The sequence below is a fragment of the Rhodococcus sp. 24CO genome, assembly GCF_050586165.1.
Taxonomy (GTDB): domain Bacteria; phylum Actinomycetota; class Actinomycetes; order Mycobacteriales; family Mycobacteriaceae; genus Rhodococcus_F.
On the sequence record NZ_JAZFNF010000005.1, the window covers coordinates 335538 to 358259 of the forward strand.

The 22722-nt window shown below is 61.8% G+C and carries 21 protein-coding genes and 1 pseudogene; 14 read left to right on the forward strand and 8 right to left on the reverse strand.

From position 1 onward, the window contains the following. Nucleotides 1-2: 2 nt before the first annotated feature. On the forward strand, nucleotides 3-809 hold the full coding sequence (locus V2B23_RS14460) for an Abi-alpha family protein (protein WP_430950974.1): 807 nt from the start codon (nucleotides 3-5) through the stop codon (nucleotides 807-809). 14 nt (nucleotides 810-823) lie between these two features. Here the strand turns inward: V2B23_RS14460 and hsaB are convergent, their stop codons facing one another. Genes hsaB through hsaA form a run of 4 tightly spaced genes read right to left on the reverse strand, consistent with a single transcriptional unit; the run spans nucleotide 824 to nucleotide 4348 of the window. Then, nucleotides 824-1384, reverse strand: a complete 561-nt coding sequence (hsaB, locus tag V2B23_RS14465; RefSeq protein WP_033232457.1) for a 3-hydroxy-9,10-secoandrosta-1,3,5(10)-triene-9,17-dione monooxygenase reductase subunit — start codon at nucleotides 1382-1384, stop codon at nucleotides 824-826. Next, the gene (gene hsaC, locus V2B23_RS14470; RefSeq protein WP_430950975.1) at nucleotides 1381-2283 is read right to left on the reverse strand and encodes an iron-dependent extradiol dioxygenase HsaC; all 903 of its coding nucleotides are present in this window, start codon (nucleotides 2281-2283) and stop codon (nucleotides 1381-1383) included. The genes hsaB and hsaC overlap by 4 nt, the downstream gene beginning before the upstream one ends. Further along, nucleotides 2283-3161 carry a 4,5:9,10-diseco-3-hydroxy-5,9,17-trioxoandrosta-1(10),2-diene-4-oate hydrolase gene (gene hsaD / locus V2B23_RS14475; protein WP_430950976.1) on the reverse strand — a complete coding sequence of 293 codons (879 nt, stop codon included), beginning with the start codon at nucleotides 3159-3161 and terminating at the stop codon, nucleotides 2283-2285. Before hsaD ends, hsaC begins: the two co-directional genes overlap by 1 nt. An 11-nt stretch (nucleotides 3162-3172) precedes the next feature. Beyond that, nucleotides 3173-4348: a 3-hydroxy-9,10-secoandrosta-1,3,5(10)-triene-9,17-dione monooxygenase oxygenase subunit gene (hsaA, locus tag V2B23_RS14480; protein WP_033232672.1), complete on the reverse strand. Its 1176-nt coding sequence runs from the start codon at nucleotides 4346-4348 to the stop codon at nucleotides 3173-3175. A gap of 195 nt (nucleotides 4349-4543) precedes the next feature. On the opposite strand from hsaA, the gene V2B23_RS14485 reads away from it, so the two are divergent. Both V2B23_RS14485 and V2B23_RS14490 read left to right on the forward strand, forming a co-directional pair. Beyond that, nucleotides 4544-5695, forward strand: coding sequence for a Rieske 2Fe-2S domain-containing protein (locus tag V2B23_RS14485; protein ID WP_430950977.1), 1152 nt, complete (start codon nucleotides 4544-4546; stop codon nucleotides 5693-5695). Between the two features lie 2 nt (nucleotides 5696-5697). Further along, on the forward strand, nucleotides 5698-6057 hold the full coding sequence (locus tag V2B23_RS14490; protein WP_430950978.1) for a hypothetical protein: 360 nt from the start codon (nucleotides 5698-5700) through the stop codon (nucleotides 6055-6057). Between the two features lie 68 nt (nucleotides 6058-6125). Here V2B23_RS14490 and V2B23_RS14495 read toward each other — a convergent pair whose 3' ends face one another. Both V2B23_RS14495 and V2B23_RS14500 read right to left on the reverse strand, forming a co-directional pair. Beyond that, nucleotides 6126-7331, reverse strand: coding sequence for a CaiB/BaiF CoA transferase family protein (locus tag V2B23_RS14495; RefSeq protein ID WP_430950979.1), 1206 nt, complete (start codon nucleotides 7329-7331; stop codon nucleotides 6126-6128). Then, a complete protein-coding gene (locus V2B23_RS14500) occupies nucleotides 7328-8818 on the reverse strand; it encodes an aldehyde dehydrogenase family protein (RefSeq protein ID WP_430950980.1) in 1491 nt (496 codons plus the stop codon). Before V2B23_RS14500 ends, V2B23_RS14495 begins: the two co-directional genes overlap by 4 nt. Nucleotides 8819-9265: 447 nt before the next feature. On the opposite strand from V2B23_RS14500, the pseudogene V2B23_RS14505 reads away from it, so the two are divergent. From V2B23_RS14505 to V2B23_RS14555, 11 genes and pseudogenes are all read left to right on the forward strand, one after another. Next, nucleotides 9266-9451: pseudogene (locus V2B23_RS14505) on the forward strand (ferredoxin); the annotation flags it as partial. A 59-nt stretch (nucleotides 9452-9510) separates the two neighbouring features. Further along, nucleotides 9511-10857 carry a cytochrome P450 gene (locus tag V2B23_RS14510; protein WP_033232470.1) on the forward strand — a complete coding sequence of 449 codons (1347 nt, stop codon included), beginning with the start codon at nucleotides 9511-9513 and terminating at the stop codon, nucleotides 10855-10857. A 14-nt stretch (nucleotides 10858-10871) separates the two neighbouring features. Beyond that, a complete protein-coding gene (locus V2B23_RS14515) occupies nucleotides 10872-12575 on the forward strand; it encodes a thiolase C-terminal domain-containing protein (protein ID WP_430950981.1) in 1704 nt (567 codons plus the stop codon). A 28-nt stretch (nucleotides 12576-12603) separates the two neighbouring features. Next, nucleotides 12604-14145, forward strand: a complete 1542-nt coding sequence (locus V2B23_RS14520; RefSeq protein WP_430951158.1) for an acyl-CoA synthetase — start codon at nucleotides 12604-12606, stop codon at nucleotides 14143-14145. Between the two features lie 20 nt (nucleotides 14146-14165). After that, nucleotides 14166-14927: an SDR family NAD(P)-dependent oxidoreductase gene (locus tag V2B23_RS14525; RefSeq protein ID WP_430950982.1), complete on the forward strand. Its 762-nt coding sequence runs from the start codon at nucleotides 14166-14168 to the stop codon at nucleotides 14925-14927. A 125-nt stretch (nucleotides 14928-15052) separates the two neighbouring features. Then, nucleotides 15053-16324, forward strand: coding sequence for an amidohydrolase family protein (locus V2B23_RS14530; RefSeq protein ID WP_430950983.1), 1272 nt, complete (start codon nucleotides 15053-15055; stop codon nucleotides 16322-16324). A 217-nt stretch (nucleotides 16325-16541) separates the two neighbouring features. Further along, nucleotides 16542-17843 (forward strand): acyl-CoA dehydrogenase family protein, encoded by a 1302-nt coding sequence (locus tag V2B23_RS14535; protein ID WP_430950984.1) that lies wholly within the window; start codon nucleotides 16542-16544, stop codon nucleotides 17841-17843. Next, nucleotides 17840-18856 carry a phosphotransferase family protein gene (locus V2B23_RS14540; RefSeq protein WP_336880696.1) on the forward strand — a complete coding sequence of 339 codons (1017 nt, stop codon included), beginning with the start codon at nucleotides 17840-17842 and terminating at the stop codon, nucleotides 18854-18856. Before V2B23_RS14535 ends, V2B23_RS14540 begins: the two co-directional genes overlap by 4 nt. Then, complete coding sequence (locus V2B23_RS14545; protein ID WP_430950985.1) at nucleotides 18853-19623, forward strand: enoyl-CoA hydratase-related protein; 771 nt, start codon at nucleotides 18853-18855, stop codon at nucleotides 19621-19623. Before V2B23_RS14540 ends, V2B23_RS14545 begins: the two co-directional genes overlap by 4 nt. 6 nt (nucleotides 19624-19629) lie before the next feature. After that, on the forward strand, nucleotides 19630-20604 hold the full coding sequence (locus tag V2B23_RS14550) for an NADPH:quinone oxidoreductase family protein (protein ID WP_430950986.1): 975 nt from the start codon (nucleotides 19630-19632) through the stop codon (nucleotides 20602-20604). 127 nt (nucleotides 20605-20731) lie between these two features. Then, nucleotides 20732-21514, forward strand: a complete 783-nt coding sequence (locus V2B23_RS14555) for an enoyl-CoA hydratase/isomerase family protein (RefSeq protein WP_430950987.1) — start codon at nucleotides 20732-20734, stop codon at nucleotides 21512-21514. Between the two features lie 73 nt (nucleotides 21515-21587). Here the strand turns inward: V2B23_RS14555 and V2B23_RS14560 are convergent, their stop codons facing one another. Both V2B23_RS14560 and V2B23_RS14565 read right to left on the reverse strand, forming a co-directional pair. Beyond that, complete coding sequence (locus tag V2B23_RS14560) at nucleotides 21588-21911, reverse strand: hypothetical protein (RefSeq protein ID WP_430950988.1); 324 nt, start codon at nucleotides 21909-21911, stop codon at nucleotides 21588-21590. 41 nt (nucleotides 21912-21952) lie between these two features. Further along, a complete protein-coding gene (locus V2B23_RS14565; RefSeq protein WP_430950989.1) occupies nucleotides 21953-22714 on the reverse strand; it encodes an SDR family oxidoreductase in 762 nt (253 codons plus the stop codon). Between the last annotated feature and the right edge of the window lie 8 nt (nucleotides 22715-22722).

Sequence of the window (22722 nt, forward strand, 5' to 3'; positions counted from 1 at the left end):
GAATGAGTGAGCAGCGCGAAGAACCCACGTACGACTGGGATATCGACACGGGTACCGAAGAATCCGTCGAAAAGCGGTTGATTCGTAGCCTGGTCGGCTTGACCGCCACCACCACACTTACGTCCCTGAAGATAACGGGGTGGGCGTTGGGCACGGCGCGCGAGGCGACGCGGCAGATCGTTGCAGCCGCCGCCGAAGCGGCAGCAGAGGCCGCCGAAGCCGCCAACGTTCAACCTTCGACAAAGCGACCGGCAAGTGCTGGGCCCTCCCGATCCGAGAACCTGCGATCGGCCATGCGCTCTCGCCCCACGGGTAAACAGAGCACCGAGGCCTTGCTTGCGGCCCTGCGCCAGCGCGGCGACAATCTGCTCGACCGTTCCGCCGACGTCACCGACCGCGACGATCTCCACCCCGCCTACGACCGAATCCTCGACGAGATTGCGCCTGACGAAGCACGCATCCTCCGCCTGCTCGCATTGTCGGGCGCGCAGCCGGCCGTCGACGTCCGGACAGCCCGGCCCTTTGGCGTCGGGTCGGAAATGATCGACGAAGGCCTGTCGATGATCGGCGATCTCGCCGGGTGCCGGCACCTGGATCGCACCAATGCCTACCTCAACAACCTGCACCGACTCGGGCTGGTGTCGTTCTCGCGTGAACCCGTCGAAGCGGAGCGATATCAGGTCATCGAAGTCCAGCCCGCGGTGATCGACGCTGTGCGCCGCGCGGGCCGGTCCAACAAGATAGTGCGTCGTAGCATCCTGCTGACGCCGTTCGGTGAGGACTTCTGCCAGACGTGTTTTTCCCTGTAGGGGCAAGCAGGCCCTTACAGCCAGGTGTCTTCCGTCGTCGTTGTCAGGAACGCCTCGAGATCGTCCCGCCAATGTGCGGGTACGGTCTTGTCCGGTTCGATTCCGGTGTACTGGCCGCGATAGAACAGCAGTGGACGCTCGGTCTTGACCTCACTCATCGACGAGACCCGCCCGAAGACCACGAAGTGATCGCCGCCGTCGTGGACGGTCTCCACGGTGCAATCTATGTGCGCGAGTGACTTGTCGATGATCGGTGAACCCAACGGCGAAGGTGTCCAGTCGATACCGGCAAACTTGTCCGGCTCACGCGAACCGAAGCGCGCGCATACCGACTGCTGTTCCTCCGCCAACACGTTGACGGCAAACTTTCCGGTCTTCTCGATTGCCGCCCAGGACCGAGAACCCTTGGTGGGGCAGAACAACACCAGGGGCGGGTCGAGGGAGAGCGCGGCAAACGACTGACATGCAAAGCCCACCGGAACACCGTCGTCGACGGTCGTGATGATGGTGACGCCGGTACAGAACTGACCCAGGACCGTACGGAACTGCCGCGGGTCGAGTGCGGGGGCACTCACGGCTTCATTCCGACCGTGAAGTCGTGACCCCACAGACTCACTGCCGTACTCTCCCGCGCGATCCAACTTTCGTCTTCGACCTCGCGTCCCTCACAACCGAATTCGATGTCGAAGCCGCCGGGTGTCTTCATGTAGAACGAGAGCATTTCGTCGTTGACGTGACGCCCGAGCGTCGCCGACATCTTGACCTTCTTACGCAGCGCACGGTCAAGGCACAGTCCGACGTCGTCGGAGTTCTCCACTTCGAGCATCAGGTGCACGATGCCCGTCGGGTTGGGGAACGGCAGGAATGCCAGGCTGTGGTGCCGCGGGTTGCAGCCGAGGAACCTCAGCCACGCCGGATCGCCGTCTGCGGGCCGGCCGACCATCTGCGGTGGCATACGCATCGAGTCCCGCAGTTTGAAGCCGAGGACGTCGCGGTAGAAACGCAACGACGCGTCGTCGTCATCGGTAGTGAGCACGACGTGGCCGAGACCCTGCTCCCCCGTGACGAACTTGTGTCCGTACGGGCTCACGACGCGTCGATGTTCGAGCGCTACACCATGGAACACCTCGAGCGAGTTCCCCGAAGTGTCCTCGAACGCGATCAGTTCGACGACGCGACGGTCCTTCAACTGCTCCGACGTGCCCTCCTTGAAAGGAACACCGGCTGCCGACAACCTGTCGCGGATATCTTGCAGCTCAGCCGCATTCGCGGTCTCCCACCCGGAGACGAGCAGACGATCCGACTCGTTCGGAACGATGACCAGACGTGCCGGGAAATCGTCCATGCGAAGGTACAGCGAATCGGGGTCGACGCCCTTGCCTTCGCTCATGCCGAGAACCTTGAGCCCGTACTCGCGCCACGCGCCCATATCGGTGGCTCCGATACGCATGTACGCCAGAGATCGAATACCCATCACTTACCTCCGTCGAGCAAGAAGTCGGTTGCGAGCCGGTTGAATTCGTCGAACTTCTCGAGCTGTGCCCAGTGCCCGCAACCGCCGAAGACATGGAGCTGCGCGCGCGGAATCATCTTGAGTGCCACGAGAGCGCCGTCGAGCGGGTTGACACGGTCTTCACGGCCCCAGATCAGCAACACACGCTGACGAAGCTTGTATGCCTCGCGCCAGAGCATGCCGAGCTCGAAGTCGCCGCTGGAGAAGGACTTACCCATCGCCTTGGCCGCAGCCAGCGACTCGGGAGTACTGGCCGCAGCAAAGCGTTCGTCTACGAGTTCCGGCGTGATCAGCTTCTGATCGAAGACCATGATCCGCAGGAATGCTTCGAGGTTCTCGCGGGTGGGCTGGTAGCTGAACTTCCCGAGGTTCTTGACGCCCTCGGTGGGGTCCGGTGCAAACAAGTTGACACTCAGACCGCCGGGGCCCATCAGAACGAGGCGACCGGCGCGGTCCGGGTAGTCGAGCGCAAAGCGCACTGCGGCACCGCCGCCGAGGGAATTGCCCAGAAGGTCAACACGTCCCGAGATCTCCAACGTGTCGAGCAGATCGTGGAGCGCCGATGCACTGTGCACGAAGTACTGCGGATGCTCGGTCGGCTTGTCCGATTGTCCGTAGCCGGGCTGATCAACCGCGATGACGTGAAAGTTCTGGGCCAGCACCGGAATGTTGCGGGCGAAGTTCGACCACGACGAGGCTCCCGGACCGCCGCCGTGCAGCAGCACGATGGTGCGATCGTTCCCTACCCCGGCTTCGTGGAAGTGCAGTTTCAAGTCGGGGCGCACCTGCGCGAACCGTGACGTCGATTCGTAGGTGAACACTTCTTCGGTGGTTGTCACGGACGTCTCCCCTAGACCATCGTGTCGGTGATCGGCAGACCGAACTCGCCTGTTCCGAACATGACGTATGCGCGCTCTGGATCGTTGGCCGCATGGACGCGTCCGGCATGAGCGTCACGCCAGAATCGCTGAATCGGCGTGCCGTTCTGCAGTGCGGTTGCTCCGGAATTCTCGAAGAGTTTGTCGATGGACGCGATCGCGCGGCCGGTTGCCCGGACCTGATCGCGTCGCGCTCGCAGACGCAGCTCCATCGGAACCTCTTCGCCCGCAAGGATCAACGCGTACTCGTCGGCGACATTGCCGGACAGCTGACGCCAGGCTGCGTCGATGTCGCTGGACGCCTCGGCGATACGAACCTTCGCAAACGGATCGTCCTTGGACTTCTCGCCGGCAAAGGCTGCGCGAACACGCTTGCCCTGATGCTCGACGTGCGCTTCGTAAGCACCGTAAGCCATTCCGACGATCGGGGCCGAAATCGTAGTGGGATGAATGGTGCCCCACGGCATCCGGTAGACCGGAGCAGTGTTGTTCTCGAGTCCGGGAGCAGTCAGTTCACTCATCGCCCGGAAGCTCAGCACGCGGTGCGACGGAACAAATACATCCTTGACCACAACGGTATTGGAGCCCGTTCCGCGCAGGCCGACCACATTCCAGACGTCGTCGATCTGGTAGTCCTCGCGGGGAATCAGATAGCTGACGAAATCGACTGCGCGACCGTCCTTGAAGACCGGCCCACCGAGAACTGCCCACGTTGCATGGTCGCAACCCGACGACCACGCCCACGCGCCGTTCACCTTGTAGCCGCCCTCGACTACCTCACCCATACCCATGGGCGCGTAGGAGGACGAGATGCGAACGTCAGAGTCCTTGCCCCACACGTCTTCCTGGGCCTGCTGCGAGAACAGAGCCAGGTGCCAGTTGTGAACACCGATGATCGAGGAGACCCACCCCGTCGATCCGCAGGCGCTCGCGATCTTCTTGACCGCCGAGTAGAACAGGACCGGATCGGCTTCGTATCCGCCCCACTGCTTGGGCTGCAGCAGACGGAAGAAACCGGTCTCCTGCAATGCCTTGACGGACTCGTCAGGGATACGACGAAGATCCTCGGTCTCCTGCGCCCGCTCACGTAGTGCCGGCAACAATGCGTCGAGCTTCTGCATCACCTCGTGGCTGTCATGGTTACCCACTTCGACGCTCCCGTCTGTCTCGCTCGGATAGTTCACTTACCTTTGAGACTAGAACACGTTCTCTTTTCTGTCGAGATGTCGTAAACCGCGTCATTGACGGCCGCAATGCTGTAACAAGTGCTTCTGAAATCTAGCGAAACCAGAGTTCATTCTATAACGTGTTCTATTAACAGCTAGAAGGGATGTGAGGTCACTATGGCGCAGATTCGCGAGATCGACGTGGGAACGGTGCAGACACGGTTCGCGCGTGGATGGCATTGCCTTGGTCTTCTGAAGACCTTCAAGGACGGCAAACCGCACGCGATCGAGGCTTTCGGCACCAAACTCGTCGTGTTCGCCGACAGCAAGGGCGATATCAAAGTTCTCGACGGGTACTGCCGACATATGGGCGGTGACCTCACCCAAGGCGAGGTCAAAGGCGATTCCATCGCGTGCCCGTTCCACGACTGGCGCTGGGGCGGAAACGGAAAGTGCACCGGTATTCCCTACGCCCGCCGCGTGCCCCCGCTCGCCCGCACCCGGGCCTGGCACACACTCGAGCAGAACGCTCAGCTCTTCGTCTGGAACGACCCGGAGGGCAATCCCCCGCCCGAGGAAATCGTGATCCCTCGCATCGAGGGCGCGTACAGCGACGAGTGGACAGACTGGACCTGGAACTCCATGGTCATCGAGGGTTCCAACTGCCGCGAGATCATCGACAACGTCGTGGACATGGCGCATTTCTACTACATCCACTACGCCTTCCCGACGTACTTCAAGAACGTCTTCGAAGGTGAGATCGCCACTCAGTACCTCAACACCACCGGACGTCCCGACATCGGAATGGCCTCCCAGTACGGCGGCGACACACTGCTTCGCTCCGAAGCCGCGTATTACGGACCGTCGTACATGGTCAATCCTCTGTGGAACAGCTACAGCGGCTACGAGGTCGAAAGCGTCCTGATCAACTGCCACTACCCGATCAGCCCGGATTCATTTGTGCTGCAGTGGGGCGTGACGGTCAAGAAGCCGACCGGTGTCTCCGACGAAATGGCCGACAAGTTGGCCGGCAAGTTCACCGAGGGCATCAGCGAAGGATTCCTTCAGGACGTCGCGATCTGGAAGAACAAGACCAAGATCGAAAATCCACTCCTCTGCGAGGAGGACGGCCCCGTCTACCAGCTACGACGCTGGTACGAACAGTTCTACGTCGACAAGGCCGACGTCACCGAGAAGATGACGCAGCGCTTCGAATTCGAAGTGGACACCACAAAGGCCAACGAAGCCTGGCACCTCGAGGTCGAGGAAAACCTCGCCCGCCAGAAGGCCGAGAAGGAAGCCGCTGCACAGAAGGAAGCAGAGGTCTAGTCGTGAGCGCCTCGACCCGTGACCTCCGTTGGGCCAAGGCTCCGGACTTTGCCGGGCAACCGGAACGGCGGGGCGCAATCGAAGCCCAGACCGTCGAGGACAAGCAGGAATACCTCGACTCGGGGATGCAGGAAGTCGATTGCAAGGCATGTGGCGCGTGCGTACTGGTTCGCAAGAACACGTACAAGCACACCAGTATTCAGTGGACGTCCGACCCGACTCGTCGGTGTCACACGTTCAAGGACGCCATCGCGTCGGGGCAGAAATCTGCGCTGAAGGACGGCTGCCCGATGCTTCATGACAGCATCGCCGACGCCGTCAGGGACGGCACGATTACGGTTCGCGACGCCGAGAAAAGCTGAGCACCGAAAGCTGAATGAGGGCCGACCCCAACGGGTCGGCCCTCATTTGTCAGGTGCGGTCCAACCTCCTAGGTAACTGCTCCCGCGATCTTGAAAGCGATGACGCGTTCCCAGTCGAAGCCCAATTCGGTGAGGATTTCGTCTGTGTGAGCGGCGAATTCCGGTCCGGCGCGCAGTTCGGGTGCGGTGACGTCGAACTGCACCGGGTTTGCGGCCAGTTCGAGTTCGCCTGCCTTGAGCAGATATTCGTTGGCCAGAACCTGCGCGTCGCTGGACACTTGCAACGAGTCCTGCACAGGCGCCCATGGTCCGGCCAGCGTGGCAAACTTCTCCGACCATTCCGCGAGCGTGCGGCTGCCCAGTACCTCACGCAGAATTGCCACTGCTGCTTCGGTATTGGCGGCAATCTGCTGGGAATCGGCAAAACGAGGGTCGTCGATGAGGTCGAGGCGATCGATGTGGCGACACACATCAGCCCAGTACTTGCCAGGCTGAAGCATCACGAAGGACAGGAAGCGCCCGTCAGCCGTTTTGTACAACCCTGACAGCGGATTGGTCAGTGCGCCATGACCACCCGGCACCGGCGCCGCCATCGCTTGACTCAGATGCGCCGACAACGCAATCCCGTGTCCCATGGACCACACACCGCTACCCAGGAGGGAGACGTCGACAACCGAAGGCTCGCCAGTACGTTCCCGCTTGAGCAGTGCTGCCGCAACACCGCCGGCAAGGTTCGTACCGGAGATCGTGTCACCGAACGCAGGCCCCGGCGGGGTGATCATTCCGTCGACCCCTGGAGGCGTGAGGGTAGCGGCGATTCCGGCCCTGGCCCAGAAAGCCGTCATGTCGTACCCACCCTTGTCCGACTCGACACCGCGCGGTCCGAGCGCACTGCCGCGGGCATAGACGATTTTCGGGTTCACGGCGCGAACGTCGTCCACGTCGATTCCGAACTTGGTCCGGGCCTGAGGCAGGAAGCTCGTGAGAAACACGTCCGCTTTACGGATCAGTGCGTCCAACACCTCTTTGCCCTCGGTGGTTCCCATGTCGAGGCCGATACTGCGCTTGCCGCGGTTGGCGTGCTCGACGTTGGGGTTCGGGTCACCCTCGACCTTCATCGCACCGACCTGACGAAGGCCACGCTGCGGGTCACCGGTGACGGCGTGTTCCACCTTGATGACCTCGGCGCCCCAGTCGGCGAGCACTGCGCCCGCCGACGGAACGAAGCCGTACATCGCGACCTCGAGAACGCGGATTCCCTCGAGAGGCTTCACTTGACCACCGTCGCAAAAGCCTTCGTCTGCAGGAACTCCTCCAGTCCGGCGGTACCCATCTCACGGCCGATGCCCGACTGCTTGTACCCACCGAACGGAACATCGGGGGTGAAGTAGTTGCCGCCGTTGATGCTGAAGGTTCCGGTGCGGATACGACGGCCGATGGCAATCGCACGATCGTCGTCGGCGCCGAGCACGCCACCGGAGAGTCCGTACTTCGAGTTGTTGGCGATCTCCACAGCATGGTCGTCGTCATCGAACGGGATGACTGCGAGCACGGGTCCGAAGACCTCTTCCTGCGCAATTTCGCTGTCCGGGTGGACATTTGCCAGCAAAGTCGGCGCGTAGAAATAGCCGGGATCGATCCGCGTGCCACCGGTCACGAGCGTCGCGCCCGCCTCGACGGCCCGCTGAACCAAACCGTCGACCTTGTCGCGCTGCTTCTCACTGATGAGCGGGCCCATGTAGATCTTCGGGTTCGTCGGGTCGCCGACCGGCACGTGCGCCATCATTCCGGCCACCTTCGCGACGATCTCGTCGTGATGTGCCCGCGGCACGAGCAACCGGGTGGTGAGCGCACAGCCCTGACCTGTGTTGGAGCAGATCGAGAATGCCGCGAACTGTGCAACCGTGCCGAAGTCGGCATCCTCGAGCACGATCAATGCCGACTTGCCGCCGAGTTCGAGGAAGACCTTCTTCAGGCTCGCACTTGCCGCAGCCATGATCGAAGCGCCGACGGGTGTGGATCCGGTAAAGGTGACCACGTCCACGTCGGGGTGGGTGGTCATGATCTTGCCGGTCTCCACGTCGGACGAGGACAGTACGTTGACCACGCCGGCCGGAATATCGGTGTGATTGGCGATCAATTCACCCAGCGCCAACGTGATGAGCGGTGTGTCCGGAGCGCCCTTGAGGACGATCGTGCAACCGGCGGCGAGCGACGGAATCAGCTTGGCAAACGCCAGCTGATTCGGGTAGTTGTACGCAATGATCGCGGAAACAACTCCGGCGGCTTCCTTCTCGATCCAGCGATTGTGCTTCTGCCCCTTGATGTCTACCTCGCCGAGCTGTTCGGTCAGCGGGTAGGTACGCAGCAGATCGGCGTAGTAGCGGATGATGCCGATGGGCGCCTCGAGCTGGTTGCCCTGCGTATTGAGGTAGGTAGCTCCGACCTCGGCGATCGTCAGCGCACGAAACTCTTCGAGATTGTCGAGCATTGCCTGGTGCAGCTGGTCGAGGCACTTGATGCGGAATTCCACATCGGTTGCCCAGCTGGTGGTGTCGAAGGCCTTGCGTGCCGCTGCGATAGCGGCTTCTGCCTCCGCGACACCCGCATTCGGTGCGTAACCGAGGATCTCACCGGTAGCGGGATTGATCGACGCAAACGTCTGCTCCGTTGTCACGAGCTTTCCGTCGATGAGCAAGCGCCGATCGACATCCAGCACGGCGGTGCCCTCGTTGGCCGATACCGATTCCTGAGATGACATCCGTTCTCCTCACTAAAGTATGAAAATAGAGTTCTCATATTCGAGAATATTGCATCCTGGTGGTGTGAATGTAGCAACTGTGAAGTCGTACGCATACCCCCCGCCGAAAGGTTGCACTGCACATGAGCAGTCTCTACTCGGGATCTTGCGGCCACGTCAGCGCGAGAGTAGGATTCTCCAAAATTGAATTGGAGATTCTTGTGAACCAGAATGCGACACTCGAACACTCACCTGTAACGACGGCAGCCCCGTCGCCGGCGAGTCGCGCACTCAGGCCCGAGCCATTTCCCAGCCCAGCCCATTTCCGGGCCAGGACACGTTCCGTGCCCGCCTTCCGCCCGTCGACGACGCAAGTTCGATCAACATCGTCATTACCGGCCATCCCCTATCAGCTAGTCGAAACAGCCTGAATAACAAAAAGATTCACGTGCAAACAGGAGGAATATTGTGAAGGTGAAGGTCGACCCAGAACTGTGCCAAGGGCACACACTGTGCGCCATGGCTGCACCGGATGTGTTCGAACTGAGCGACATCGACGGCCACGCTACGGCCATCGAAGGCGATGTTCCTGCCGATCTCGAGGACAAGGTGCGGGAAGCTGCCCATTCCTGCCCCGAGCAGGCCATCACCATCTTTGCGAGTAACTCCGCCTCCGAGAACGCCGACGCCAAGACGCCAGAGAGGACAGCTCCGTGAGCATCGACAATGCGCCAGCGCAAGACAATCACGAGAAGCCCGTATTCCAGTTCGACCGGCACGCAGCGGACTATCGCGACAACTTCCTGGACATCACCCAGGAGATGCACTCGAAGTGTCCGATGGCCTGGTCCGACACCCACGGCGGGCACTGGGTTGCCTCGGGTGGCGACGAGGTCTTCGCTCTCGCGCGGTCCGCTGACATCTCGAATGATCACGACCTCAAGGGAGTTCGTCGTGGTTACAAGGGAATCATGATTCCGACCGCGGAACGCGCGTCCGGTGTCCGCGGCGGCATCCTGGAAATGGACGATCCCGAGCATCGCGAGTTCCGCGCGGTTCTCAACCCCTACCTGTCTCCCGCTGCCATCAAGAAGTGGGTTCCGCTCATCGACGAGGTGATCCGCGCCAGCCTCGACGAGAAGATCGAGTCCGGCAAGATCGACTTCATCGACGATCTGGCGAACATCGTCCCGGCCGTCATCACACTGGCAATGCTCGGTATCCCTGTCGTCAAATGGTCCGTCTACTGCGAGCCGGTACACGCGGCCATGTACACCCCGCCGGATTCACCTGACATCGCACGAATCGGTGAGCTCCACCGCGCCATGGGATTGGACCTCCTCACCAATCTCCACCAGATCCGCGAGAACCCCCGGCCCGGCATGGTCGACGCGATCGCCCGTGCCACCGTCAACGGCGAGAAGCCGGACGATCTCGAACTTCTCGGAGTCCTCAGCCTGCTCATCGGCGGCGGGTTCGACACGACAACAGCGCTCACGTCACACGCACTCGAGTGGCTGTCACAGAACCCGGATCAGCGCGAGATCCTCAGCCGCGAACGCGACACCATGCTTGACTCGGCAACCGAAGAATTTCTCCGCTTCTTCTGCCCGACACCGGGCGACGGCCGTACCTTCTCCGCCGACGGCGAATTGGGCGGCGTGCAGTTCAAAGAGGGCGATCGACTCTGGCTCTCCTGGGCGATGGCCAACCGCGACCCCGAACTCTTCGAGGACCCGAACACAGTCGACCTCGAACGAACAGCCAACCGTCACTTCAGTTTCGGTCTGGGAGTTCACCGTTGCATCGGCTCGAACCTGGCCCGAACGGTGTTCAAGCGCATGCTCGTCGCAGTCTTCGACCGGATGCCGGACTTCACGTGCGATCCCGAAGGCACCGTGCACTACGACTCCATCGGCGTCATCCAGGGCATGCGTCACCTCCCGGCGACATTCACCCCCGGCCCGCGTCTCGGCGCCGGCCTCGACGAGACCCTCGAGAAAATCCAGCTGATCGTCGACGAGCAGGGACTCGCCGCACCGATCACTGCGCAGAAGTAAGGAAACTGAAGTAAGTGACTGATTCCGCGGTAGTCGATCCGGTAAACGAGAACAAGGTAGCCGAGTCGGGGCGTCCTCTTCCCCTTGTGACCCGGCAAAACCGGTTCTACTGGACGTCCGGCGCGGATGGCCGGCTGCGAGTACAGGAGTGCGAGTCCTGTTCGGCTCTCATCCATCCGCCGCAGCCGGTCTGCAGGTACTGCCGGTCACATCAGATGGGCGTGCGCGTGGTTTCCGGCTACGCCACACTCATCGGATTCACGGTCAACGAACGCTTCAGCATGCCTGGCCTGCCGGCACCCTACGTGGTGGCCCAGGTCGCAATCGAAGACGATCCTCGGGTTCGGCTGACTACCAACGTAATCGAGTGCGATCCCGCGCAACTGCACTTGGGCATGCGCATGGAAGTTGTCTTCCACCAGGACGGGGATGTGTGGCTTCCGTTGTTCCGGCCGACAGCTGAGCAACCAGAACCCGCGCCGCTGCCACAGGCCGAGGGTGATCCGGAAGAGATCCGACGACGCGTACGACCGATGTCCACCACCGTGAAATTCGAGGACAAGGCGGCGCTCACCGGCATCGGCATGTCCGAGATCGGTCGACGCTTGATGCTCTCCCCCATGGAACTGACGGTGCAGGCGTGCGAGCGTGCTGTCGCCGACGCCGGTCTCACGATGGACGACATCGACGGTCTCGCAAGCTATCCCGGCGCCGGACCGGTGGGAGGGTTCGGCGAGGGCGGCGGAGTGACGGGCGTCGAGGCGGCTCTCGGTATCCGGCCGACCTGGCATAACGGCGGCATTGAAACCTTCGGCCCCAGCGGCTCGGTGATCGCGGCGATGATCGCTGTCGCCAGCGGCCTTGCCCGCCACGTGCTGTGCTACCGAACTGTCTGGGAAGCCACCCACAACGAACTGATGCGCCTGGGCGAAATCAGCCCACCTGCGCCGAGTCGCACACCGAGCTGGATGTTCCCGTTCGGGGCGACCTCCGCGGCGCACACTCTCGCGCAGAATGCGCAGCGCCACTTCCACAAGTACGGCACAACCCGCGAAAGCTTGGGTTGGATTGCGCTGAACCAACGGGCCAATGCCGCACTCAATCCGAGCGCGATCTATCGCGACCCGATGACGATGGACGACTATCTCTCGGCCCGCACCATCACCACGCCATTCGGTCTCTACGACTGTGACGTACCGTGCGACGCTTCGGTCGCCGTCATCGTCTCTGCCATCGATGCGGCACACGATCTTGCCAAGCCACCGGTACTCGTCGAAGCTGTCGGCACGCAGATTGTCGAACGTATCGAATGGGATCAGAGCACACTGACACACGAGCCTCAGGTTCTCGGCCCCGCCGCCCACCTGTGGACACGAACGACGATGCGCCCCAGTGATGTCGATGTCGCGCAACTGTACGACGGATTCTCGTTCAACTGCCTGTCCTGGATCGAAGCGCTGGGCTTCTGTGGCATCGGCGAAGCAAAGGATTTCCTCGACGGCGGCCACAACATCGCCCGCGACGGCGTGATCCCGCTCAACACGCACGGTGGACAACTCTCACACGGCCGCACCCACGGCATGGGGCTGATTCACGAAGCGGTCACGCAGTTGCGCGGCGAGGCCGGTGACCGTCAGGTCGTCGGAGCCAAGGTCGCCGTCGCGGCCACGGGTGGCCTGTCCCCCGGCGGCGCAATGCTTCTTCGAACGGATCGATAGTGGAGGCGAGTCGATGACGACCGCGACGATGACTCCGAGCTACCACGCGGGCCTGAGCCCGGACACCCCTGCCATCGTGATGGCATCGAGCGGTGAGGTCACGACCTACGCCCAACTCGACGAGCGGTCGACGCGATTTGCGCGGGCCTTGCGGGCGCGCGGGTTGGGCGTCGGCGACCACATCGCGATCCTGATGGAGAACAACCGCCCCTTTCTCGAAATTGCCTGGGCAGCGCAGCGATCCGGCATTCACTACACCGCGATCAACCGCCACCTACGCCCGCTCGAGGTCCAGTACGTTCTCGACGATTGTGGTGCCCGCGCCTTGATCTCGAGCGAAACACTTGCCGACGTCGTGGCCGACCTCGACGTCTCGCGTATCTCCATCCGCATATCTGCGTGCGGTGACGTCTCCGGATTCGATCGGTACGACGACGTGCTGGCCGGCGAGACGGCCACACCACTCGACGACGAGTGCGAGGGCCGCGAAATGCTGTATTCGTCCGGAACCACCGGACGTCCCAAAGGTGTACGTAAGCCGTTGCCAGGAACGGCGTTCGGAGATCCGAATGCCGCACCCGTCCTGATCGCCAGGGGCCTGATGGCCGGAAACACCGTCACCGATGCGGTGTACCTGTCGCCGGCACCGCTGTATCACGCGTCGCCCCTGGTCTTTTCGATGTCATGGCACCGTCTCGGCGCCACGGTCGTGGTGATGGAGAACTTCGACCCACTCCAATGCCTTGAACTGATCGAGCGTCACCGAGTGACAAGCGCGCAGTTCGTGCCGACCATGTTCGTGCGGATGCTTCGGTTGTCACCACAAGAACGAGCGCGATACGACCTGTCGAGCCTGCGCAACGCAATTCACGGAGCGGCGCCGTGCCCGATCCTCGTGAAGCAGCAGATGCTCGACTGGTGGGGACCGATCATCCACGAATATTATTCGGGCACCGAGGATGTAGGCGCTTCGACCATCACACCCGAGGAGTGGCTGACGCACCCTGGCTCCGTCGGGCGGCCGATGCAGCAGTGCCACATCGTGGGCGAGGACGGCGCGGAACTTCCCATCGGACAAGTCGGCTCGGTGTACTTCTCCGGCGGCCGTCCGTTCGAATATCACAACGATCCCGAGAAGACCGCGTCCGTCACCAACGACCGCGGGTGGCGCACACTCGGCGACATCGGACGTCTGGACGAGGACGGATACCTCTATCTCACCGACCGCGAGGCGCACACGATCATCTCGGGCGGTGTGAACATCTATCCGCAGGAAGCGGAGAACGAACTCGCCGGCCATCCCGCCGTCGCCGACGTCGCAGTCATCGGTGTACCCGACGACGAGATGGGCGAGTCGGTGAAGGCTGTTGTGCAACTGGTCGATCCAGCGGCGGCCCACGCTGCCCTCGCCGCCGAGCTCATCGAGTACTGCCACAAGGCACTGGCGTCGTACAAATGCCCCCGAAGTATCGATTTTGTCGACGCGCTCCCGCGTGATCCAAACGGCAAGTTGTACAAGCGCCTGTTGCGTGACCGCTATCGGTCGAGCCGCGCCACCCCTATCGCTTGACGAGAGAACAGGAGACCCTCGTGCAGGGTTTGACAGACAAGGTCATTCTGATTGCCGGCGGCGCCACCGGCCTCGGCGCTGCCTCCGCGCAGCGACTGGCGCAGGAGGGCGCACAGATCGTTGTCGGTGATCTGAACCTCGAAGGCGCCGAAAAGACCGCGGCGGCAATAAACGAGGCCGGAGGACGCTCAGTTGCAGCACAATTCGACATTTCCGACGACACGTCCGTCAAAGAACTGGTGGCATTCAGCGTCCGAACCTACGGAGGTCTGGACGCCGTCCATATCAATGCCGGAGATATGGGTTCGGTGTCCAAGGACACGGATATCGTCGACATCGACCTCGAGGTCTGGGACCGCACCATCGCCGTCAACCTCCGCGGTCACATGCTCGTGACCCGGCACGCCATTCCCGAACTCCTCGCGCGCGGCAGTGGCACTATCGTCTACACATCGTCGATCGCCTCGTTCACTGGTGATCCGCAGCGTCCCGCCTACTCGGCGACCAAAGCCGCAATCAACTCCCTCGCCCGCCACGTCGCGTCCCGCTGGGGCCGCGAAGGCATCCGCGCCAACGCCATTACTCCCGGCCTGATCCTGACAAAAGAGATCGAGGAGGGCGCGTCGCCCGAACTGCTGCAGTCGTTGATCGCGCGATCTCGCAGTACACGGGGAGGCCGACCTAGCGACATCTCGAGCATGGTCGCGTACCTGATGTCCGATGACGGCGAGTGGATCAACGGACAGGTCGTCAACGTCGACGGCGGCACGGTGTTGCGGTGACCATCCACTGCGAATATGTGATTCTCCGCTCGTCCAGCTATTGATTCTCAATACCGAAAACAATATTCTCATTGCAGTAGGCGCCGCTGCCAGGCATCTCTGCGCAGCGCAGGAGAGGATTCTCAATGAACATTGACGACATGGTGATGGTCAGCATCGACGACCACGTAGTCGAACCGGCTGACATCTTCGAAAAGCACTTCCCGAAAAGCCTCATGGACCAGGCCCCCAAGCTGACGGCCCACCCCCGCAACCCCAACGTGCAAGCCTGGCTTTTCCAGGACACGGTAGTCGGCAGCTCCGGCCTGAACGCCGTTGTCTCCTGGCCGAAGGAAGAGTGGGGCATGGACCCCACGGGCTACGCCGAGATGCGTCCCGGCGTCTACGACATGGACCTGCGTGTGCGCGACATGGATGCCAACGGCACCTTGGCCGCAACACTGTTTGCCACCTTCCCCGGATTCGCCGGCACCCACCTTGCGAGCCTGCCGGACAAGAAGTTGTCCCTAGCGGCATCTCGGGCCTTCAATGACTGGGTCGTCGGCGAGGTACCGAATGCCCACCCCGGGCGCTTCATCCCCCTCGGCATCATCCCGTTCTTCGACGTGGACGAATCCGTCAAGGAGATCCACCGCCTCGCCGCAATGGGTTGCCGATCCATCAGCATCCCCGAGACTCCGTACGGAGTCGGTGAGGGTTACCCCGACTTCAAGTCCGGCTACTGGGATCCGATCTTCAAGGCATGCGTCGAGACCAACATCGTCCTGAGTCTGCACATCGGCGGTGGCTTCAGCTTGGTCAAGCGTCCCGAGGGCTTCAACATCGACGACATGATGGTTCTGACACCACTCATTTCGACTATCGCGGCAAACGACATGATGCTCAGCGGAGCCTTCCAGAAGTTCCCGGATCTCAAGGTCGCCATGAGCGAGGGTGGCGTCGGCTGGGTGGCGCCGTGGCTCGACCGAGTCGAACGACACGTCGTCAACCAGTCCTGGACCGGAACCAGCTTCCTCCCCAAGGGAATGACGGCAACCGATGTGTGGCGCAAGAACTTCCTGGCGTGCTACATCACGGAGCCGAGCGGACTGAACAACCGTGACCGCCTCGGCATCGACACCATCGCCTGGGAATGCGACTACCCCCATTCCGACTCCACGTGGCCTATCTCGCCGGAGATGTTGATGGAAGAGCTCGTCGACGCCAAGCTCACCGACGAGGAGATCGACAAGATCACCTTCGGAAACGTTGCCCGGTTCTTCGACTGGGATCCCTTCAAGCACATCAAGCGCGAGGACGCCACCGTAGGCGCCCTGCGTGCGCGAGCAACCGATGTCGATATCAGTGAGACATCCAAGGCCGAATACCGTCGACGCTACGAGCTCGCCAACTCGTAGCTTCCACGCTTGAACAAATGCCGCCGACACCCGTGTCGGCGGCATTTGTCGTACCCGCGAACAGCCTCACGGGTTCATGGAGAACCTCACCGGCCCAACAGGTTTGACTGAACCAACACATCGACCGTCGCACCCGTCAAGAATAAGAAATTCGTCCGAAAAGAATTGCATTTTTATCAATAAGAACGCTATTCTCCAAGTAACCAAGGAGGCGCACATGGCGTGGGATTTCGAAACCGACCCCGAGTACCAAGCGAAACTGGACTGGGCGGACAAGTTCGTACGTGAAGAGGTCGAGCCACTCGACCTGGTCTGGCCGCACGAGCAGTTCGTGCCACTGGACGGAGCCAGGCGTAAGGCGATCGACCCACTCAAGGAGCAGGTACGGAGGCAAGGCCTGTGGGCCACACATCTCGGACCCGACATGGGCGGCCAGGGATACGGAGCACTCAAGCTGGCGCTACTGAACGAGATTCTCGGTCGATCATCCTGGGCACCAATCGTATTCGGATGCCAGGCACCGGATACTGGGAATGCCGAGATCATCGCCCACTACGGCACCGAAGAGCAGAAGCGGCGTTACCTGCAGCCGCTACTCGACGGTGAGATGTTCTCGACCTACTCCATGACCGAACCTCAGGCCGGTGCGGATCCCGCGCAGTTCACGACGCGCGCAGTCAAGGACGGCGACCACTGGGTCATCGACGGAATGAAGTACTTCTCCTCCAACGCGAGAACCGCGTCGTTCCTGATCGTCATGGCCGTCACGAACTCCGATGTCAGTGTGTACAAGGGCATGTCGATGTTCCTCGTACCGTCGGACACTCCGGGAATCAACATCGTCCGCAACGTAGGCCTGTACGGTGAGCCCCTCAATGACGGCACTCACGCCCTCATCCACTACGAAGGTGTCCGGGTACACGAGGACGCACTCCTCGGCGGCGAAGGCCAGGCATTTGCCGTGGCGCAGACGCGACTCGGCGGCGGACGAATCCACCACGCCATGCGGACTATCGGCCTCGCGCAGAAGGCAATCGATATGATGTGCGAGCGCGCGCTGAGCCGCGAAACCGCCGGCAGCCGGCTCGCCGACAAGCAGTTCGTGCAGGGCTACATCGCCGACTCATACGCACAACTGGCTCAGTTCCGGCTCTTCGTGTTGCACACGGCATGGAAGATCGACAAGTACAACGACTACAAGAAGGTCCGCAAGGACATCGCTGCTGCCAAGGTCATCATGCCGACCGTGCTGCACGACATCGCTTGGCGGGCAATGCAAATTCATGGCGCACTCGGCGTTACCAACGAGCTTCCGCTCTTCCAGATGATTCACGGTGCCGCCGTGATGGGTCTCGCCGACGGTCCGACCGAGGTGCACAAGACCACCGTGGCCAAGCAGGTACTGCGGGATTACAGCCCCAGCGAAGACCTCTGGCCCACGGAATGGATCCCGCGCAAGCAAGAAGCCGCGAAGGCAAAGTACGCCGAGTACCTCGAACTGGAAGTGGGGAACCTGTGATCGATTTTCAACGGCTTTCGGACTGGATGGACGGCGAAGGTCTCGGCAAAGGCGCGCCGCTCGAGCACCGATACCTCTCCGGCGGTACCCAGAACGAAATCTACGAACTCACCCGTGACGACTTTCGCTGCGTGATCCGGATACCACCGCCGGAGGCTCCCGCCAACCGTGACAAGGGAATCCTCCGGGAGTGGCAGATCATCTCGGCGCTCGACGGCACCGATGTGCCGCACACCGAGGCAATCGCCGTGTGCGAGGACGCATCCGTACTCGGCCGGCCGTTCTACCTCATGGGGTTTGTCGACGGTTGGTCCCCCATGGACGACCGGAATTGGCCGGAGCCCTTCAAGAGCGACCTCGAAGCACGGAGCGGACTCGGCTACCAGCTGGCCGAAGGCATCGCGCTTCTGTCGAAGGTCGATTGGAAAGCCAAGGGCCTCCAGGATCTTGGCCGGCCCGACGGTTTCCACGAGCGTCAGGTCGATCGCTGGACCAGCCTGTTCGAGAAGATCAAGGGCCGCGAACTCGAAGGTATCGAAGTCGCCACCGAGTGGCTGCGGAACCACAAGCCACTCGACTTCATCCCCGGAATCATGCACGGCGACTACCAGTTCGCCAACGTGATGTTCGAAAACGGTGCACCGGCCCGGCTTTCCGCCATCGTCGATTGGGAGATGGGAACCGTCGGCGACCCCAAACTCGACCTCGCCTGGATGCTCGAGGGCTGGCCCAAGGACACGAGCGCTCCGGAGGCCGCAACCAGCAGTTACGTCAATCTGCAGGGCATGCCGTCGATGGAACAGTTGGCCGGGCACTACTCCGAGATCTCGGGTCGTCAGGTCGACGACCTCGACTACTACCGCATCCTCGCCAAGTGGAAACTCGCGATCATCCTCGAGCAGGGGTTCCAGCGTGCGGGCGATAACGAGAAGCTACTCGCCTTCGGACCCATTGTCGCCCAATCGATGATCGCTGCTGCCGAACTCGCCGAGACAACGGAGTACAAGTCATGACCGACACAACCCCCGAACTTGTTCAAGAACGTCGCGGACAGATCCTGATCCTGCGCCTCAACCGTCCGGACGCACGAAATGCCCTCACCGGCAGCCTGTATCGCGATCTCGGCGACACGGTTCTTGCTGCCGACGCCGATCCGGACATCCGCGCCATCGTCATCACGGCCACCGGTGATCGCGCCTTCTGCTCGGGTATGGATCTGAAGGCATTTGCCACGGAAGGTGAAGGAGCTTTCACCTCCGAGGGTTTCGCGCGACTCGCAGCGGGCGAACTCTCGACCCCGGTGATCGGTGCCGCCAACGGCACCGCCATCGGCGGCGGACTCGAACTCCTCCTCGGTTCCGACATCATCATTGCGTCGTCGGCCGCGAAATTCGGCTTCCCCGAGGTGAAACGGGGATTGTTCCCCGGCGGCGGCGGCACCAACATCGGAACCCGAATCCCGATGCACGTCGCCCTGGAGTTGACGCTCACCGGTGATCTCATCACGGCTGAACGGGGATACCAACTCGGGTTGATCAACGCCGTCGTAGATCCGGACCAGGTGTTGGAGACCGCGGTGGCATACGCCGAGCGCATCGCCGCCAACGCTCCACTCGGCTTGGCTGCATGTAAGGAACTTGTCCGTCTCGCAGTAACCGATTCAACCAGCGCTGCGCAGAAACTCGGCCAGTGGCAGTCGGTCGTGTTCAGCAGTGGCGACGCCAAAGAGGGCGCCGCGGCGTTCATCGAGAAGCGCACCCCCATCTGGCAGGGCAGGTAACCTGCGATGCGCGCTGCAGTGTGCGGGGCGTACGGGCCTCCCGAGGTTGTCACCGTCGAAACACTCCCCTCGGCTCCGCTCGAGGCCGGGCAGATTCGGATCCGCATCGAATCCGCAGCCGTCAACTTCTCCGATGTGTTGTTGATCGCCAACAAGTACCAGGTCAGTGTCCCGCCGCCGTTCACGCCCGGCAGTGAGTTCGCCGGCGTCGTATCCGAAATTGCCGACGGTGTCACAGCTGTCTCCCTAGGTGACCGTGTCACCGGCACCGGTTTTGTCGGCGCGTTTGCGGAGGAAATTGTCATCGCTTCCGACAAACTCACGCTGGGCCGCATCCCGGACGGTGTCGAGACACGAATCGCAGCCGCCTTCGGCGTGGCTCACCGCACGGCCTACCACACACTCCGATCCGTGGCTCATGTCAAACCCGGAGACGAGTTGATCGTTCTCGGCGCCGGCGGCGGTGTCGGCCTTGCCGCCGTTCAGCTCGGTGTTGCCCTCGGGGCATCGGTCACCGCGGTCGCGTCGAGCACGAACAAGCTTGACGTCGCGGCGTCGTACGGTGCCGGCCACCTCGTCAACCATCGCACCGAGGATCTGCGCACGGCACTGAAAAAGGCGCTCCCCCAGGGAGCAGACGTTGTTGCCGATCCAGTCGGCGGCGACCTCTCCGAACCTGCACTTCGTGCATTGCGTCCGGGCGGCCGCTTTGTCACCATCGGGTACGCGTCCGGTGTCATCCCCAAGATTCCGCTCAATTTGATCTTGGTAAAGGGTGTGCAGGTCAACGGATTCCAGTTCAAGGACATCCCGCCGGAAGAATACCGCCGAAATGAAGCCGAACTCACCGATCTACTGGTCGCCGGCCGGACAGTTCCCCACATCGGCGCCGAATTCCCACTCGACAAGGCAGCTGATGCTCTTCGGATGGTCGCCGACGGCCAGGCCGTCGGGAAGGTACTCATCGACCTGACGTCCTGACAGCAACAAGCCGTCAGTGGGGTCCGGGAGCGGTGTTCGGAGTTGGCGCATTGTCACCCCGGCAAGCTCGGACCCCACTTTTGCGAGATTACGATTCTTAGGTGAGAGAATGACGTATGCTCGCCGTATGGGAGACGACTTGGGAGCAGACGGTTTACGGTTCGAGCGCGAAGGTGCGATCGGGTGGTGCACCATCGATCGCCCCGCGGCGAGAAACGCATTCACCCCAGCGATGTACTACGGGCTGAAACGAGCAGTTCGCCTCGTGAACTCCGATCCTGATCTGGGAGCACTGATCATCACCGGTGTCGACGACGTATTTGCGCCCGGCGGCGACCTAGGCGGGCGCTCCGATCCGGGAGACAATATGCCGGAAGGACTTTCAGGCAACGACGTCGTCCCGTTCATGACCATCCGAGACAGCCGCGCGCCTGTCATTTCCGCTGTCAACGGAATCTGCCAGGCCGGCGGACTCCTTGTTGCGATGATGTCCGACATCGCCGTTGCCAGCGATCGGGCCACATTCCGCGTTCCCGAACTTCTGCGCGGAATCCCGGACGCGACCTACGCCGCCGTACTGCCCGCTCACGTCGGCGTTGCAGCTGCGCGTGATCTGATGCTCTCCGCACGCAAATTCGATGCCGCAGAGGCACTTCGACTCGGAGTGATATCCCGCGTCGTACCGCACGAGAATCTCCGGGCTGCCGCACTTCAGGCCGCACGCGAGGTACTGCAAAGCGCACCACTGGCCCGTGCCCAGGTCAAACGAATGCTCAACGAGCGTTACGGACTGTTCGACTACGAGACCATGTTCGGCGCGCTCGAAACGTCACCGGAACCCCGCGAGGGAATGCGTGCATTCATGGAAAAACGTGACCCCAACTGGATTCCGGCAAATCTGCCGAGCTGAGCACCCTCTCCACTGCCCGAGGCCGTCGCCGCACTGCGGCGACGGCCTCGAATACTATTCTGGCTCTGGATAATCAACGTGGTTTGGAGTACTCCGATTGCACGGCCATGATCCGCATCTTCGGGATCGGGCCGTAGCTTAGCGAATCCGACATATTCAACCGCTTTGCCGCAGCAGCGATATGAACGTTTCGCTTTGCCTCATGGGGATCACCCTCGAGCTCGTAGAGCGTGACGGAAGGACCGCCATCTGCGTCTGCAGCCGCCAGTCTGGTGCCGCCGACAAATCCGTCCAGAGCCACCACTTCCGGTATGTGTATCTCGTCGTACCACCGATTGAACTCGTCCAGCCGATCCGGATGAGAGGGATGCGATTCGACAACCAGGTAATGCTTCATTCTGGATCCTCACTGTGAGAAATACTGGTAAAGGAGCAGATTCAGACTCGAACGACCCAACCGCCATCGATATTGAGCGTGTGACCGGTCACCCAGTCACTGCCCGACGAGACGAGGTACAACAGACCGGGAATCAGCTCCTCGGGCTCGCCGAAGGGAAACGGAATGGCATGCTTGACCATTTCCTTGAGTTCCGGCGGTGACGCGATCGAACCCGCTTCAGTGTTGACCATTCCCGGAGCGATCGCATTTACACGAATACCGAACGGCGCCAACTCTCGCGCTAACGACACAGTCATGCTCACCAGGCCGAGTTTGGTGATACCGTACGCCTGCGCAGCCATGAAAGCGCCGCTCGACGACTGATTCACGATCTTGCCGTGTCCGCGCTCCTTCATGTAGGGCACCACCGCGCGGGCACACAGAAGCGGACCGGTGAGATTGACTGCAAGCGTGCGGTTCCAGAGTTCGAGATCCATCGTGGTCAAGGATCCCTCGCCTACCACTTCAGCCATCAACCCTGCGTTGTTCACGAGAATGTCGACGGACCCGAAGTGCCGGGCTGCCGTAGCCGCCATCTCGACCGCACTCGATTCGTCCCGGACGTCGACATGCACCGCAATGGCGCGGTGGCCGGCCGCTGCCAGTTCGTCTGCTGCTGCAGTGGCGGCCTCGAGATTGACGTCAGCGAGCACCACGGCGGCGCCGGCCTCGGCGAGTCCTCGAGAGTATGTGCGGCCGATCCCGCCGCCCGCACCGGTGACTACGGCCACCTTGCCCTCGAGTAGAACGTTGTCGGTCATGTTTCCCT